Source organism: Herbaspirillum camelliae (assembly GCF_001929405.1).
GTDB lineage: Bacteria > Pseudomonadota > Gammaproteobacteria > Burkholderiales > Burkholderiaceae_D > Herbaspirillum > Herbaspirillum seropedicae.
Map to the genome: position 1 here is coordinate 2,985,517 of NZ_KV880769.1, position 16,643 is coordinate 3,002,159.

Below are 16,643 nucleotides of genomic sequence, written 5' to 3' on the forward strand. Positions count from 1 at the left end.
TGAATCCGGGTAAAATCGGAGCATACAAAGGCAACGTGGCGCCCAGGCGTCGGAGGAGTTCCAGTGAACAATATGTTTTCCAAGGCTGCCATCTGGGTAGTCATCGCGCTCGTGCTGTTTATGGTGTTCAAGCAGTTCGACAGCCGCAGCATGGCGACCAACGCCAAGGCGATCGCGTATTCCGACTTCATCTCCGAGGTCAAGGCAGGCCACATCAAGGATGCGACCATCGAGGATCGCACCATCGTGGCCACCACCCAGGATGGCACCAAGGTCAAGACCGCGGCGACCTATCTGGATCGCGGCCTGGTCGGCGACCTGCTCAACAATGGCGTCAAGTTCGACGTCAAGCAACCGGAAGAGCAATCCTTCCTGTCGCAAGTCTTCATTTCGTGGTTCCCGATGCTGTTGTTGATCGGCGTCTGGATCTTCTTCATGCGCCAGATGCAGGGTGGCGGCAAGGGCGGTGCGTTCTCCTTCGGCAAGTCCAAGGCGCGCATGCTCGATGAAAACAGCAATTCCGTCACCTTTGCTGACGTCGCCGGTTGCGACGAAGCCAAGGAAGAAGTGCAGGAGCTGGTCGAGTTCCTGCGCGACCCCACCAAGTTCCAGAAGCTGGGCGGCCGTATCCCCCACGGCGTGCTGATGGTCGGTCCCCCGGGTACCGGTAAGACCCTGCTGGCGCGCGCCATCGCCGGCGAAGCCAAGGTGCCGTTCTTCACCATTTCCGGTTCGGACTTCGTGGAAATGTTCGTCGGCGTGGGTGCTTCCCGTGTCCGCGACATGTTCGAGAACGCCAAGAAGCACGCACCCTGCATCATCTTCATCGACGAAATCGACGCCGTCGGCCGCCATCGTGGCGCCGGCATGGGCGGCGGCAATGACGAACGCGAACAGACCCTGAACCAGATGCTGGTGGAGATGGACGGTTTCGAAGCCAACTCCGGCGTCATCGTGATCGCCGCCACCAACCGCGCCGACGTGCTGGACAAGGCGCTGCTGCGTCCGGGACGCTTCGACCGCCAGGTGATGGTCGGCCTGCCCGACATCCGTGGCCGCGAACAGATCCTCTACGTCCACATGCGCAAGGTGCCCATCGCCCCTGACGTCAAGGCCGACATCCTGGCCCGTGGCACGCCCGGTTTCTCCGGCGCCGATCTGGCCAACCTGGTCAACGAAGCCGCCCTGTTCGCCGCCCGCCGCAACAAGCGTCTGGTCGAGATGCAGGACTTCGAGGACGCCAAGGACAAGATCGTCATGGGTCCGGAACGCAAGTCGGCCGTGATGCGCGAGGAAGAGCGCCGCAACACTGCCTACCACGAGTCCGGCCACGCTGTCGTCGCCAAGCTGCTGCCCAAGGCCGATCCGGTCCACAAGGTGACCATCATGCCGCGTGGCTATGCCCTGGGCCTGACCTGGCAGCTGCCGGAACATGACCGCGTGAACATGTACAAGGACAAGATGCTGGAAGAGATCTCGATCCTCTTCGGTGGTCGTATCGCTGAAGAAATCTTCATGCACCAGATGTCCACCGGCGCTTCCAACGACTTCGAGCGCGCTACCAAGCTGGCCCGGGCCATGGTCACCCGCTACGGCATGTCCGTGACCCTGGGTACCATGGTGTATGAAGATTCGGAGCAGGACGCCTACTTTGGCCGCATGTCCTCCAAGACCGTCTCCGAAGCCACCCAGCAAAAGGTGGACGCCGAAATCCGCAGCATCCTGGACGAGCAATACGCCCTGGCCCGTCGCCTGCTGGAAGAGCATCGTGACAAGGTCGACGTGATGGCCAAGGCCCTGCTGGAATGGGAAACCCTGGACGCCGACCAGGTCAACGACATCATGAACGGCGACGAACCGCGTCCGCCGCGCAATGGCGTACCGGCCAAGAAGTCGCCTTCGGACAACAACCGTTCCGGCGATGTCTCGCCCAATGCCACGGCCCCGGCCTGATGGCGACGGCAGATGCACGGTAGCAAGGAAGGTGAGGAGTGATCCTCACCTTTTTTCTTTTTCAGCCCTGATCAAAAAGACAAGATCAGGCGGTGTATCATGCATCGCCTGGCGTCCTGCCAAGGACGCGCAGCAAAAGTTTTCCGCACCACCACACAAGCAAGATGACGCAAGCATTCCTCAAATGCGGCAGGTTCCGCCTGTCGGTACAGCAAGGCCGTCGCCCCCTGGTGATGGGCATTCTCAATGTCACGCCGGACTCCTTCTCGGACGGCGGCCGTCACCAGCGCCTGGACATGGCCCTGACCCATGCCGAGCAGATGATCGCCGATGGCGTGGACATCATCGATATCGGCGGCGAATCGACCCGCCCCGGCATCGCGCCGCTGTCGCTGGAAGAGGAGCTGGAACGCGTGCTGCCGGTGATCTACGCCCTGCGCGACTGTGGCAAACCGCTCTCGCTGGATACCTACAAGCCCGCCGTCATGCGTGAAGCGCTGCTGGCCGAGGTGGACATGATCAATGACATCAACGGTTTCCGCGCAGAAGGCGCCATCGAGGCGGTTGTGGACAGCGAAGCCGGGCTCTGCGTGATGCACATGCAGGGCCAGCCGCAGACCATGCAGCAGGCGCCGCAGTACCACGACGTGGTCGGCGAGGTCGAGGCTTTCCTGCAACAACAGGTGGACCTGATGCGCCAGTCCGGTATTGCTCGCGAGCGTATTTGTATTGATCCCGGTTTTGGCTTTGGCAAGACAGTGGAGCATAATCTCGCCTTGCTGAAGAATACCCGGCGCCTGATCCGGCACCTGGGTTTGCCGCTGTTGGCGGGAATGTCGCGCAAATCGATGATCGGCGCGGTGACCGGCAAGCCGCTGGAGCGGCGCATGGCCGGCAGCATCGGCGCGGCGCTGGTGGCCGCCCAGCAGGGTGCGATGATCATCCGGGTGCATGACGTGGCCGAGACGGTCGATGCCCTCACCATGTGGCAGGCCGGACGGGAAGACGCCTGAGCGGGTCAGCGGGCAAGGGTATTCAGGATGATGCGGCCGGCCTGGACGCATCATGGGAGATGGACCGTGGGGGGCACAGGTCCGCAAGACAAAAGGAAAAGGACAGATATGGCAGCAAAGTATTTCGGCACCGATGGCGTGCGTGGTCGCGTGGGCGTGGCGCCCATCACTCCGGATTTCGTCATGCGCCTGGGTTATGCCGCCGGCAAGGTGCTGGCCAAGGCCAAGGATGGCATGACCCGTCCCACGGTCCTGATCGGCAAGGACACCCGTATTTCCGGCTACATGCTGGAAGCCGCGCTGGAAGCCGGCTTTGCCGCCGCCGGCGTGGACGTCTGGCTGGCCGGTCCGCTGCCTACCCCGGCCGTGGCCTATCTGACCCGTGCGCTGCGGCTCTCGGCGGGCGTGGTGATTTCGGCTTCGCACAATCCCTACCACGACAATGGCATCAAGTTCTTCTCGGCCACCGGCAACAAGCTGCCGGACTCGGTCGAGGCCGATATCGAGGCCGCGCTTGAACAGCCCATGGATTGCGTGCCCTCCGAGAAGCTGGGCAAGGCGCGCCGCCTGTCAGACGCGCCCGGCCGCTACATCGAGTTCTGCAAGAGCACCTTCCCCAACGCCATGAACCTGCGTGGCATGCGCCTGGTGGTCGATTGCGCCCATGGCGCGGCCTACAATATCGCCCCGCACGTGTTCCACGAGCTGGGCGCGGAGGTCATCACCATCGGCAACCAGCCGGATGGCCTGAACATCAATGAAGACTGCGGCGCCACTGCACCCAAGACCCTGGTGGCCTCGGTGCGCGAATTCCGCGCCGACCTGGGCATCGCACTCGACGGCGATGCCGACCGGCTCATCATGGTCGATGGCGAAGGCCGTATCTACAACGGCGACGAGCTGCTGTACCTGATGGTCAAGGATCGCCTGGCCACCGGTCCGGTGCATGGCGCGGTCGGCACACTGATGACCAACATGGCGCTGGAAGTGGCCTTCAAGAAGATGGGCGTGCCCTTCGAGCGCGCCAAGGTGGGCGACCGCTATGTGCTGGAAGTCCTGCAGGAAAAGGGCTGGGTGCTGGGCGGCGAGGGCTCCGGCCACCTGCTGGCGCTGGACAAGCACACCACCGGCGACGGCATCGTCTCGGCCTTGCAGGTGCTGTCGGCCTTGAAGCGCAGCGGCAAGACCTTGGCCGAGCTGACCGCCGATATTTCCATGTATCCTCAGTCGCTGGTCAATGTGAAGATTCCCGCTGGCTACGACTGGAAATCCAATACCGCGCTGCAAGCCGAGAAGGCTGCCGTGGAAGAGGAACTGGGCGAACGCGGCCGCGTACTGTTGCGCCCCTCCGGCACCGAGCCGCTGATCCGCGTGATGGTGGAAGCCCAGCAGGCCGACCTGGCGCGCAGCATGGCGCAGCGCATTGCGGCCAAGGTGCTTTGAGCCCGGTCTTGTTCAGTATTCAGTGTTGCGGATAGAAGGACGATGCCAAAAGAGTTACCCCACATCCTGATGGTCGAGGACGAACCCAGCATCGCGGAGCTGTTGCGCTTCACGATGCAGGGGGCGGGCTTTGCCACCACCATCGCCACCGACGTGGCGCAGGCGAGGAAGCATATCGCCGAGTCGCTGCCCCATGTGGTGTTGCTGGACTGGATGTTGCCCGACAGTTCCGGCCTGGTCTTGTTGAACGAATTGCGGCGCGACCAGCGCACCGCCAGCCTGCCGGTGATCATGCTGACCGCCAAGGGGATGGAAGAAGACAAGGTCAAGGGCTTGAACGAGGGCGCGGATGACTACGTCACCAAGCCTTTCTCGCCCAAGGAACTGGTGGCGCGGGTGCAGGCGCTGTTGCGTCGCAAGGCGCCGGAGATCGGCAGCCAGGCGCTGAAGTATCGCGACATCAGCATCGACGTCGAACGACGCCAGGTCTCGGTGGCCGACAAGCCGGTGTTGCTGGACCAGGCCGAGTTCAAGCTGTTGCGCTACCTGGTGGCGCATCCGGAGCGGATCTTCTCGCGCGCCCAGCTGCTGGACAAGGTCTGGGGCGACCATACCTTCATCGAAGAGCGCACCGTGGATGTCCATATCATGCGGCTGCGCAAGTCGCTGGGCGACCTGGCTCACTATGTGCAGACGGTGCGCGGCATGGGCTACAAGCTCAGCGCCGAACAGTAAGCGCCGGCCCCCCAGATGCTGCATCAGCAAGGCGATCCACGGATCGCCTTTTTTACGTCCTGACAGCCTCGGCGTTCAATCCAGCGGCACGCTGCGATAGCGGTTCACCTCTGCCGCCGAGACCAGATCGCCCTGGTTACCCCAACTGGTGCGCACGTAGGAAACCACTGCGGCCACCTCCTGGTCACTCAGTTGCGGACCGAAGGGCGGCATGCCAAAGGGATAGGGGTTGCCCGCCGTGGAGGGGGGGAAGCCGCCATTGAGCACGGCCCGGATGGCGTTGGCTGGATGTGGGCCGGCAATGGCGTGGTTGCCCGCCAGCGGCGGGTAGTCGGGCGCGCTGCCCTGGCCCTTGCCGCCATGGCAGTCCACGCACAGGGTGCCATAGAGCTGCTTGCCTTGCTTCAGGATGCGCTCGGCCTCGGCGGGTTCTACCGGAGCAGGTCGCGCCGTGTCGTCCGCAGCGCTGGCCGGCAGGGATTTCAGATAAACCGCCATGGCGCTGACATCCGCATCGTTCAGGTACTGGAGGCTGCGACCGACGATTTCCGACATCGGCCCTAGCGTCACTGCATGGGGAGAGACGCCCGTCTTGAGCAGGGCGGCGATATCCGCAGTACTCCAGTCTTGCAGGCCATCTGTCCCTCCGTGCAAGGGCGGCGCATACCATTGCAGCGCCGGGATCACGCCGCCCGCCAGCGCCAGCGGCTCAATGCTTGCGCCCAGCCGGTTGCGTGCGCTATGGCAAGCGCTGCAATGGCCCGCGCCTTGCACCAGATAGGCGCCGCGATTCCATTGGGCATCCTGGCGGGGATCGGGTTGGTAGCTTTGCGGCGTGAAGTAGAGTGCGCGCCATAGTCCCAGCAGCATGCGCTGGTCGTAGGGAAAGCGCAGCGCATGGGCTTGGTTGGCGCGTGCCACGGGCGGCAGGCTTTGCAGGTAGGCGAACAGCGCATCGCTGTCTGCGCGGCTCAAGCGGGTATAGCTGGTATAGGGGAAGGCCGGATACAGGAATTGCCCGTCCTTGCCGCGCCCATGATGCAGGGCGCGCCAGAAGTCGTCGGCGCTCCATTGGCCGATCCCGGTGGCTTTGTCGGGGGTGATGTTGCTGGTGTAGAGGGTGCCGAAAGGGGAGGCGATGGCGCGGCCGCCAGCGTAGGGGGTGCCGCCGCGCGCGGTATGGCAGGCCATGCAGTTGCCGGCGCGCGCCAGGTATTGGCCTTGCGCCAGCTGGCGCGTGGGGGCGGGGGCGGGAGCAACCACGCCGCGATCTTCCGGGCGTAGCCATTGCCAGCCGATGACGGCGGCTGGCAGCGCGATCAGCAATGCGGCAGTGGCGCCCAGGCTCTTGAGCAGGTGCGTGCGCTTCATCGCTGCACTCCCGCCTGCGGTTGACTGCCACAGTGCTGCGGCAGCGGCGCGGGGAGCGTTGGTGCAGGTGCGTAGTCCGCCGGCACGGTCTGGGCGCTGAGCCAGCTGCTGGCCGCATTGATCTCTTCGGGGCTGAGCGCACGTGCGACGGCAGCCATGCAGTCAGGCGTCTTTGCCGTGCGGTCGCCATTGCGCCAGGCGCCCAATTGGGCATTGATGTAGTCGCGCGGCAGACCCAGCAACCCGGGGATGCCAGGTTGGACGCCACCCAGACTGGGCGCATGGCAGGCGATGCAGGCCGGTATGCGCCGCTGCGGATCGCCTTCCGCGACCAGACGGCGGCCGCGCTCCAGCACGGTGGCGCTGGCCTCATTCGGGGCCGGCGGCGAATAGGGCGGATGCTGGTCAGCGAAAAAGCGCGCGATCTGCTGCAGATAATCGTCGGACAGGTTGGCCAGCAGGTAATTCATCATCGGATAGCGCCGCTGTCCATCGCGGAAGCTCTGCAACTGATTCAGGAGATAGGCCTCAGGCTTGCCCGCGATGCGGGGATAGTAGCCATCAGCGGTGGCGCGCCCTTGCTTGCCATGACAGGCGGTACAGGCCGCCATGCGTTCGGCCATGCCCGCAATGGCAGCTGGCGCAGCCTCTGGGGCCGCTGCCGTCGCCAAGCCGCATGCCATCCCTATCCCCAGCACGATGGCTGCCGTCCCCTTCACATTTTTATTGAGCAAGCGCATGAACCTATTGTAGTCCAAGCCTTGCCCCTGCTTGCAGCTTTGCAAGCCTGGACGCAGCAGCTACAATAGCGGCCTTGCTGCCCCCGTAGCTCAGTGGATAGAGCGATCCCCTCCTAAAGACAATTGGGCAGCGGCTGCCGAAAGGCGCCGCGTGAATGGAGTCAAATTCGGTGAACCCTGACAGCGCCTGGTCCCTGCGACTGCGCGGCTGCTGGCAATACCGAGCCAAGCCAGTTTCCGAGATGGATGGAAACCGGAAGGTGTAGAGACTAGACGGCTCCGGCCTGTAGGCATGTGCGGCATCAGGCACAGGCCCATGGTCAAGGTATAGTCCAGACCACAAACGTTCTCCGGTGGCGAAAGCCATAGTGGTATGAAGGGATAGGTCACACGTTCGATCCGTGTCGGGGGCGCCAGCATAAAAAAAGCGCAGAGGGCAACCTCTGCGCTTTTTCGTTTTCAGCTTCGCCTTCAGCCTCTCCCTCTGCATCAGGAAGAGGCTTTCTTTCAATGACCCTGGTTGGTGCTTTCCAGGAAACGCCGCGCATTTTCATTGGGGGCGCGCGTACCATTGGTCGCCGGTGCAGTGCCAGGGACATTCGGTTCCGGCTGCGCGCCACCCGGCGCAGCCGGAGCCTGGCTCGGCGTCCATCCGAAGAAGTTCGAGATCGCATCCACCACCGTCACGCCCACATTGGTCACCAGACCGTTATTCGGGGTGAAGTTGTCGTAGTAGGGCTCGCCATCGATGAAGCGGATGCCTTCAGGCACCGGCAAGTCGAATTGCGGCACACCCTTCAAGGCCTTGGCCATGTAGTCGACCCAGATCGGCAGCGCCAGCTGCGCGCCGAATTCCTTGCTGCCCAGGCTCTTGGGCTGGTCATAGCCCATCCAGACGACCGTCGCCAGGGTGCGCTGGTAACCGGCGAACCAGCCATCGACGGCGTCATTGGTGGTGCCGGTCTTGCCGGCCAGGTCGCTGCGGCCGATGCTGTTGCTGCGCGCGCCCGTACCCCCCTGGGCCACCGACTTGAGCATGCTGGTCATCATGTAGCTGTTGCGCTCCGACACCACACGCGGCGCGCCATTGCCCACGATCAGCGGCTCGGCCTTGGACAGCGCCTGGCCGCGTGCATCGGTGATCTGCGAGATCAGGTAGGGCTGGACCTTGTAGCCGCCGTTGGCAAACACCGAGTAGGCCGCCGAGAGCTGCAGCGGATTGGTCTGGCCCGCACCCAGCGCCATGGGCAGGTAGGGCGGTACCTTGTCGGCGTCGAAACCGTAGGTGCCGGTGATGAAGTCCTTGGCATAGGGCACGCCGATGTAATCCAGCGTACGGATGGCCACCAGGTTCACCGACTTCTGCAGGGCCGTGCGCACGGTGATGGGACCGGCCGGGGTCTCATCGTCCTTGGGCTCCCAGTTCGGCTGGCCGGGGCCGGCAGGATAGGAGACCGGGGCATCGTTGACGATGGAGGCCGGCGCAAAACCCTTCTCCAGTGCTGCCGAGTAGATGAAGGGCTTGAAGGTGGAGCCAGGCTGGCGCCAGGCTTGCGTGACGTGGTTGAAATTGTTCTGGGTGAAGTCGAAGCCGCCGACCAGCGCGCGGATCGCGCCATCCTGCGGCACCACCGACACCAGCGCGGCTTCCACCTGCGGCAGTTGCACCACCTGCCAGTTCTGCTTGGCGTCCTGCATCACGCGGATCAGTGCGCCGGGGCCGATGCGGATGTCCTTCTTGGCCTTTTCCGACAGGGCCGACGCCACGAAGCGTAGTGCCTCGCCCTTGATGCTGATCTTGTCGCCGCTACGCAGCACGGCGTCGATCTGCTTGGGGCTGGCCGCGACTACCACCGCGGCCAGGATGTCGTCGTTGTCCGGATGGTCATCCATCACGTCATCGATGGCGGCAGCGCGGTCCTCGGCATTGGCGGGCAGCTCGATGGTCTCTTCCGGGCCGCGATAGCCGTGGCGGCGGTCGTAATCCATCACGCCCTTGCGCACGGCCAGGTAAGCCGCTTGCTGGTCGGCTGCATTGACGGTGGTATAGACGTTGAAGCCCTGGGTGTAGGTGTCTTCCTTGTACTGCGCATAGACCATCTGGCGCACCATTTCATTCACATACTCGGCGTGAATGTTGTATTGGCTGCCCGGTGCGCGCACCTTCAGCTCTTCCTTGGCGGCCTTTTCATATTGCGCCTTGGTGATGAAGCCCACGTCCAGCATGCGCTGCAGGATGTACTGCTGGCGGATATGGGCGCGCTTGGGATTGACGATGGGGTTGTAGGCTGAGGGCGCCTTGGGCAGGCCGGCCAGCATGGCCGCTTCGGCCAGGGTGACGTCCTTGAGGTCCTTGCCGAAGTAGGTGCGGGCAGCGGCGGCGAAGCCGAAGGCGCGCTGGCCCAGGTAGATCTGGTTCATGTAGACCTCCAGGATCTGGTCCTTGGTCAGGGCATGTTCGATCTTGTTGGCCAGCAGCACTTCATAGAGCTTGCGGGAGAAGGTCTTTTCCTTGGTCAGGAAGACGTTGCGCGCCACCTGCATGGTGATGGTGCTGGCGCCTTGCGAGGCGCTGCCGCGCAGCACGTCGGTGACCAGCGCACGGGCGATGCCGATCCAGTCGATGCCGCCGTGTTCATAGAAGCGATAGTCTTCGATGGCCAGCACGGCGTTCTTCATGTCGGCCGGAATGTCGTCCAGCTTGACCAGGCTGCGCTTTTCTTCCCCGAACTCGCCCAGCAGCACCTTGTCTTCGGACCAGATGCGCAGCGGCACCTTGGGGCGATAGTCGGTGATCAGGTCCAGCGAGGGCAGGCGCGGATTGATGAAGATCAGGGCATAGACCACCAGCAGCGCGCCGGCGACGCCCAGGCCAAGGATGGACAGTCCGATGAACTTGGCAATGTTGGGGTTGAGAAAACCGCGCTGTCGGGCGAGCGGTCGGGAATGCGGGCGGGGAAGCGTTGGCAGAGGCATGGGATGAGCGGAAATCGGGATGCGCTATCTTACAGCATCGGGCCGCCAGGCCGGCGCAGGGCGCTCGGCCAATGCTTAACCAGTTGTAACATGGGACTTCTTCGACGCTGAAATTCGAGTATCTGTCGCTATTTGTCGTCAGGACCGTTGCTACAGTGCAAACCGAGGGCGTCATTGGCTGGGCTTGTCGGCATTCCTGCGCTTAAATCAGCATTTCAGCGGCGCAGTCGGTACAATGCCGCTCTTGCGCTTTTTCCCGCATCAAGCGCCTCCGCATTCATCCTGCGCGGCCCTGGCCGACGCACTCACGCAGATCACGCACGCTATGGCAGTCATTTCCCTCTCCGACGCACAACTGGCCTTCGGCCACGTCGCCCTCCTGGATCACGCCGAATTCTCGCTGGAGACCGGCGAACGCATCGGCCTGATCGGCCGCAACGGCACCGGCAAGTCCTCGCTGCTGAAGATCATCGCGGGTCGCTCCAAGCTGGACGACGGCCTCCTGGTCATGCAGCAGAACCTGAAGATCGCCTACGTCGATCAGGAACCGCATTTCCCGGAAGAGATGACCGTCTTCGACGCCGTGGCCTCGGGCCTGGGCGAGCTGCCGGCGCTGCTGGCCGAATATGAAGCCATCACCGGCCAGTTCGGCGGCGACAATGACGACGCCCTGCTGGAACGCATGCACCAGATCCAGACCGTGCTGGATGCGGCTGATGCCTGGTCTATCGGCAACAAGGTCGAGACCACGCTGGACAAGCTCAACCTGAACCGCGATGCCCGCATCGGCGAGCTCTCCGGCGGCATGAAGAAGCGCGTGGCCCTGGCCTGCGGCCTGGTCGGCAACCCCGACGTGCTGCTGCTGGACGAACCGACCAACCACCTCGACTTCGGCTCCATCCTGTGGCTGGAAGGCCTGCTGCGCGACTTCAAGGGCAGCCTCCTCTTCATCACCCACGACCGTAGTTTCCTGGACAACGTCTCCACCCGCATCATCGAACTGGATCGCGGCAAGATCCTGTCCTTCCCCGGCAACTTCACCACCTACCAGGCCCGCAAGGCCGAGCTGCTGGCCAATGAAGAGGTGGAAAACGCCAAGTTCGACAAATTCCTGGCGCAGGAAGAAGTCTGGATCCGCAAGGGCGTGCAGGCCCGCCGCACCCGCGACGAAGGCCGTGTGCGCCGCCTGGAAGCCTTGCGCGTGCAGCGTAGCGAGCGCCGCGAGCGGCAAGGCCAGGTGAAGCTGGAAGTGGGCACGGGCGAGCGTTCCGGCAAGATCGTGGCGGAACTGGAGAATGTGAACAAGGCCTACGGTCCCAAGACCATCGTGCGCGACTTCAGCACCATCTTGATGCGCGGCGACAAGGTCGGCCTGATCGGCCAGAATGGCGCCGGCAAGACCACGCTGTTGAAGCTGATCCTGGGCGAGGAAGCGCCCGACAGTGGCACCGTCAAGCAGGGCACCAAGATGCAGGTGGCGTATTTCGATCAGATGCGCGCGCAGTTGAATGAAGAAACCACCTTGGCCGATACCATCGCGCCGGGCAGCGACTGGGTCGAAGTCAACGGCCAGCGCAAGCATGTGATGACCTATCTGTCGGACTTCCTGTTCGCGCCCGAGCGCGCCCGTTCGCCGGTGCGCACGCTCTCCGGCGGCGAGCGCAACCGCCTGCTGCTGGCGCGCCTGTTCGCCAAGCCGGCCAATGTGCTGGTGCTGGACGAACCGACCAACGACCTCGACATCGATACCCTGGAACTGCTGGAAGAATTGCTGGAAGAGTACGAAGGTACCGTCTTCCTGGTCAGCCACGACCGCATGTTCCTGGACAATGTGGTCACCCAGGTGATCGCCTCGGAAGGCAATGGCGTCTGGCGTGAATACGTGGGTGGTTATTCCGACTGGGAGCGCCAGCGCCCGGCGCAGCAGGCTGCTTCGTCCAAGGCCGCCGCCAAGGCTGCTGACAAGAGCGAGGTGAAGGCCGAATCGACCATGGCCGCACCGGGCGTGGCGCCCATGGCCGCCAAGAAGAAGCTGAGCTACAAGGAACAGCGTGAACTGGAAGAACTGCCCAAGCGCATCGCCGCGCTGGAAGCGGAACAGAAGGAGCTGTCCGCCAAGCTGGCCGACCCGGATCTGTACAAGAAGGGCGCCGACGAGGCCGTCAAGCTGAACCAGCGCTTTGCCGAGATCGACGAAGAATTGCTGGTGAGCCTGGAGCGCTGGGAAGAAATCGAAGGCAAGCAGTAAGCCCGCAAAGGCTGGTCAGCTCGGCTTGCGCAGCGCTTCGCGCAGGTCGGGCAGCATCTCGCGCAGGTTGGGGGCGTCCTCGGCATGGGGGCGCAGGGCCAGGTAGGCTTCCAGGTCTTCCAGCGCCGCCTGGGCCTGGCCCAGGTTGGCGTAGGCCAGTCCGCGGTCGCGCTTTTCGGTGATTTCCTCGGGCAGCAGGATGACCAGGCGCTCCTGCACATCCAGCACCTGTTGCCAGCGCTGGCTTTCCATGAAGATGGCCTTGAGGTTGCGCAACATGCGCGCCAGGATCTCGCGCGGATGCGCCGCCCGCAGATAGGCTGCCAGCGGCAGTTCATCGCCGAATTCTTCATCAGGCTGATGCGCCAGGAAAGGTTCCAGGCGCTCTTCCAGTTCTTCCCGCGAGAGGCTGGCCCCGTTCATGGGGTCGAGCACGATTTCCCCCGACTGTACCGACAGCTTCATCAGGAAATGACCGGGGAATGACACCCCCTTCATATCCAGCCCGATGTGCTGGGCCAGTTCGATATAGACCACGGCCAGCGAGATGGGGATGCCGCGCCGGGTCGAGAGCACCCGGTGGATGTAGCTGTTGTCGGGATCGTAATAATTGTTGACGTTGCCGGCGAAGGCCATTTCCTGGAAGAAGAAATGGTTGAGCATGCGCAGCTTCTGGATCTGCGAAGCGTCCGAGGGCAGGCGCTGCTTGAGCTTGGCGGCCAGCGTATCGAGCGCCATCTCCTCTTCGGCGAAATCCATTTCGGGATAGAAGTCCTGACCCAGCGTCAGGGCGGATTCGAACAGGGGAATCGAATCGTCCTGGCGCACCAGTGAAGCGAAATAGTCGAGGGAGGTGAGCGTCATGCCACCCATGCTATCAAAATATTGCGCGCTGCGTCAGGTCTGTCTGCTGTGGCAAGAAAGATCATGATTCAGCTTGCCCACAGTCTGACAAACACCTTTTGATTCACCACCTCAGCGCCGCGCAATACGCTTGAACTCGCGCAGCCGGAATCCCATGGCAAACAGCGGCCCGAAGTAGGCCAGGGCGCACACCAGCATTACCAGCGCCAGGGCGCCGATGCGCATGAGCGGATGGGCGCGCAGGGCGATCCAGTCGAAATGTCCGGCGATCCACAGCGAAGCACCCGCCAGCACCAGCAGCGCACCCGTCAGGCGCACCAGGAACAGGCCCCAGCCGGGGCGCGGTACATAGATCTGGCGGCGGCGCAGTCCGATGAACAGACACAAGGCATTCAGGCAGGCCCCCAGGCCGATGGACAGCGCCAGCCCGGCGTGGGCGAACAGGGGAACGAAGACGCTGTTCATCAGCTGGGTGGCGATGAGCACGCCCACGGCGATGATCACGGGGGTGCGGATATCCTGCTTGGCATAGAAGCCCGGCGCCAGGATCTTGACCATGACCAGGCCGATCAGACCGACCCCGTAGGCCACCAGGGCGTGGCTAGTCATGGTCACCGAAATCGCATCGAAGCGGCCATAGTGGAACAGGGTGGCCGTCAAGGGCTCGGAGAGCGTGGCCAGGGCGACGGCAGAGGGCATGGCCAGCATGAAGGTCAGGCGCAGGCCCCAGTCCAGCAGGGAGGAGTATTCTTCCATGTCCTGCGCGGCGTGGGCGTTGGACAGGCTGGGCAACAGGATGGTCCCCAGCGCCACGCCCAGGAGCGCCGTGGGGAATTCCATCAACCGGTCTGCATAGGAGAGCCAGGACACGCTGCCATGTTCCAGGCGCGAGGCAATGTTGGTATTGATCATCAGGCTGATCTGCGCCGCCGAGACGGCAAAGACGGCCGGCCCCATCTTCTTGAGCACCCGTTTGACGCCCTCATCGCGCAGGCCCAGCATGGGATTCCAGTAGAGGTGCGGCAGCATGCCGATCTTCATCAGCGCCGGCACCTGGATGGCCACCTGCAGGATGCCGCCCACCAGCACGGCAAAGGCCATCGCATAGATGGGCTGCGCCATGAAGGGGGCCACGAACAGCGAGGCGATGATGAAGGCCAGGTTCAGCAATACCGAGGTCACAGCGGGAATCTTGAATTCCTTCCAGGTATTGAGGATGCCCCCGGCCAGCGCCACGAAGGCCATGAAACCGATGTAGGGGAACATGATGCGGGTCATCAGCACCGAGGCGTGGAAGGCATCGGGGTTGTATTGCAGGCCGGTGGCGATGAAGTAGACCACAAAGGGAGTGGCCAGGATGCCGGCCACGCAGGTGGCCAGCATGACCCACATCAGCACCGTGGCGACATGGTCCACCAGGTGCTTGGTCTGTTGCTCGCCGCGCTGGTTCTTGTATTCGGCCAGGATGGGGACGAAGGCCTGCGAGAAAGCGCCCTCGGCAAACAGCCGGCGCAGCAGGTTGGGGATGCGGAAGGCGATATTGAAGGCGTCGGTATAGGCGGAAGCGCCAAAGGCACGGGCAAACAGGATTTCCCGGACCAGTCCGGTGATGCGCGAGAGCATCGTCATGCCGGAGATGGCGGCTAGGGTTTTATGCAGATTCATGGAGCGGCATTATAGCGGGGCAGGGAGGCCTGGGGCGGCGGCCAGGCGTAGGCGGGTAATGCATGCCTTGGCGCTGTAGAGTGCTACCGGGCGGATCGGTTCAGCGCGGCGGTGGGGCTGTATGGCAACGGATACCGTCCGGTTTACCGCAGATGCGGACAAGTTGGTTGCCTGCTCACGCAAATCTGGTTATAATCCAATGCTTTACAGAATTTGGCATCGCGAGTCCTAGGGGTTTGCGGCGCAAACGACTCTCGATTTAGGATAATTTTCATGGCAAATACCGCACAGGCACGTAAGCGTGCTCGTCAAGCAGTCAAGCAAAACGCTCACAACTCGAGCCAGCGCTCGACCCTGCGCACCGCAATCAAGGCAGTTCGCAAGGCCATCGCTGCCGGCGACAAGGCTGCAGCAACCTCCGTGTTCCAATCTTCCGTGTCGACCATCGACAGCATCGCCGACAAGAAGATCATCCACAAGAACAAGGCTGCTCGCCACAAGAGCCGTCTGGCTGCTGCCCTGAAGGCCCTGGCTGCTTAATCTGCGCCTGGCTTGAACTGAAGCGCGGCTCCGCCCGCTTCAGGTTGCAGTAGATGCAGTACAAGAAAACCGCTTATTGCTAAGCGGTTTTTTGCGTTTGTATTGCCCTGTGTTCTTCCTTGCGGCCGAGGCCGGAGCGACCGCCCCGGCCCTGCTCCCTGCTTAACGAGGCAAGCCCTCGATCTGGCTGCCCGGCTGGATGTTCTTTTGCTTGAACCAGCCCTTGTTCATCTCCAGCGCGTAGACCGCCGCGCGCTTGGCGCAGTGCGAATCCAGCGTCTGTGCCTTCATGTCCTCGATGTTGATGATGACGCCTTTTTCGTCCATGAAGGCCACCGACAGGGGGATGAGGGTGTTTTTCATCCACATGCAGACCCCGGCCGGCTGCTCGAACAGGAACAGCATGCCTTCGTTGTCCCCCATCTTTTCCCGGAACATCAGGCCTTGCTCGCGCTCGGCCTCGGTCTTGGCGACTTCTGCCTTGATCAGGTGGATGCCGATGTTGAGCTGGGTGGTGGGAAACTTGCGCACCTGTGGCGTCTGGGCCTGGGCGCTGGAGAGGCAGGCGAGCGCCAGCAGGGTGGCGGCGCTGCGGACGAAAAAGCGGGAAAGAGGATGGTGGCGCATGTTCGGATTCTATGGATATCGGTTCGTGCAGGGATCAGCAGCATAGCAGGTGCCGGGCGATGGTGGATGGCCCGGGGATGCGCGCAAAGTGCGCGCCCATGAAAAAAGGCAGGACCAGCCTGCCTTTTTCGTCATGCGGACGCTAATTACTTAGCTTCAGCTGCCTTCTTTGCCTTCTTTGCCTTCTTGGCTTTCTTTGCCTTCTTGGCCTTCGGAGCAGCGGCTTCAGCCTTCGGCGCTTCCGGAGCGGCCGGAGCTTGTGCGAAAGCAGCAGTTGCGAACAGACCAGCGATCAGAGCGGCGATCAATTTTTTCATTTTGCGTCCTTCAATTCAACATGTTAGGGATGTGAGGCAAACGATGATTCGAGCGAATCACTGTCAATAACGGCAGCGGCTTGCATAGGTTGACAGTATTCTTCATATTTTTAAGAGTTCTTGCCAAGAAAATATGATGTACGATCAGAAA

13 protein-coding genes are annotated in these 16,643 nt (G+C 62.7%); 6 read left to right on the forward strand and 7 right to left on the reverse strand.

Annotated features, from left to right (window positions below; genetic code table 11):
- The first annotated feature begins 63 nt into the window (after positions 1-63).
- The 4 genes from ftsH to BGK68_RS13290 all read left to right on the forward strand — a co-directional run bounded on the left by ftsH (position 64) and on the right by BGK68_RS13290 (position 5,144).
- Positions 64-1,953 (forward strand): ATP-dependent zinc metalloprotease FtsH, encoded by a 1,890-nt coding sequence (gene ftsH / locus BGK68_RS13275; RefSeq protein ID WP_013233404.1) that lies wholly within the window; start codon positions 64-66, stop codon positions 1,951-1,953.
- Between the two features lie 164 nt (positions 1,954-2,117).
- On the forward strand, positions 2,118-2,966 hold the full coding sequence (gene folP / locus BGK68_RS13280) for a dihydropteroate synthase (protein ID WP_075257490.1): 849 nt from the start codon (positions 2,118-2,120) through the stop codon (positions 2,964-2,966).
- A 108-nt stretch (positions 2,967-3,074) separates the two neighbouring features.
- Positions 3,075-4,409, forward strand: a complete 1,335-nt coding sequence (gene glmM / locus BGK68_RS13285) for a phosphoglucosamine mutase (RefSeq protein ID WP_075257491.1) — start codon at positions 3,075-3,077, stop codon at positions 4,407-4,409.
- 42 nt (positions 4,410-4,451) lie between these two features.
- Positions 4,452-5,144 carry a response regulator gene (locus BGK68_RS13290; RefSeq protein WP_075257492.1) on the forward strand — a complete coding sequence of 231 codons (693 nt, stop codon included), beginning with the start codon at positions 4,452-4,454 and terminating at the stop codon, positions 5,142-5,144.
- Between the two features lie 75 nt (positions 5,145-5,219).
- Here the strand turns inward: BGK68_RS13290 and BGK68_RS13295 are convergent, their stop codons facing one another.
- The 3 genes from BGK68_RS13295 to BGK68_RS13305 form a co-directional block, all read right to left on the reverse strand.
- Entirely contained in the window at positions 5,220-6,515 is a 1,296-nt protein-coding gene (locus BGK68_RS13295; RefSeq protein WP_075257493.1) for a c-type cytochrome, read from the reverse strand.
- The gene (locus tag BGK68_RS13300) at positions 6,512-7,255 is read right to left on the reverse strand and encodes a c-type cytochrome (RefSeq protein WP_198937200.1); all 744 of its coding nucleotides are present in this window, start codon (positions 7,253-7,255) and stop codon (positions 6,512-6,514) included. Before BGK68_RS13300 ends, BGK68_RS13295 begins: the two co-directional genes overlap by 4 nt.
- A gap of 507 nt (positions 7,256-7,762) precedes the next feature.
- Complete coding sequence (locus BGK68_RS13305; RefSeq protein WP_075257495.1) at positions 7,763-10,231, reverse strand: penicillin-binding protein 1A; 2,469 nt, start codon at positions 10,229-10,231, stop codon at positions 7,763-7,765.
- Between the two features lie 325 nt (positions 10,232-10,556).
- Between BGK68_RS13305 and BGK68_RS13310 the strand changes: the two genes are divergently transcribed.
- Entirely contained in the window at positions 10,557-12,479 is a 1,923-nt protein-coding gene (locus tag BGK68_RS13310) for an ATP-binding cassette domain-containing protein (protein ID WP_075259821.1), read from the forward strand.
- 15 nt (positions 12,480-12,494) lie between these two features.
- On the opposite strand, the gene BGK68_RS13315 is transcribed toward BGK68_RS13310, so the two are convergent.
- Both BGK68_RS13315 and murJ read right to left on the reverse strand, forming a co-directional pair.
- Positions 12,495-13,343, reverse strand: coding sequence for a SirB1 family protein (locus tag BGK68_RS13315; RefSeq protein ID WP_075259822.1), 849 nt, complete (start codon positions 13,341-13,343; stop codon positions 12,495-12,497).
- Between the two features lie 111 nt (positions 13,344-13,454).
- Positions 13,455-15,008: a murein biosynthesis integral membrane protein MurJ gene (murJ, locus tag BGK68_RS13320; RefSeq protein ID WP_075257496.1), complete on the reverse strand. Its 1,554-nt coding sequence runs from the start codon at positions 15,006-15,008 to the stop codon at positions 13,455-13,457.
- A gap of 273 nt (positions 15,009-15,281) precedes the next feature.
- On the opposite strand from murJ, the gene rpsT reads away from it, so the two are divergent.
- Positions 15,282-15,548, forward strand: coding sequence for a 30S ribosomal protein S20 (gene rpsT, locus BGK68_RS13325; protein WP_006463174.1), 267 nt, complete (start codon positions 15,282-15,284; stop codon positions 15,546-15,548).
- A gap of 162 nt (positions 15,549-15,710) precedes the next feature.
- Here the strand turns inward: rpsT and BGK68_RS13330 are convergent, their stop codons facing one another.
- Together BGK68_RS13330 and BGK68_RS28015 are read right to left on the reverse strand one after the other, a co-directional pair.
- Positions 15,711-16,175: a DUF192 domain-containing protein gene (locus BGK68_RS13330; RefSeq protein ID WP_075257497.1), complete on the reverse strand. Its 465-nt coding sequence runs from the start codon at positions 16,173-16,175 to the stop codon at positions 15,711-15,713.
- A 146-nt stretch (positions 16,176-16,321) separates the two neighbouring features.
- Entirely contained in the window at positions 16,322-16,492 is a 171-nt protein-coding gene (locus tag BGK68_RS28015; protein ID WP_006463172.1) for a hypothetical protein, read from the reverse strand.
- Positions 16,493-16,643 lie beyond the last annotated feature (151 nt).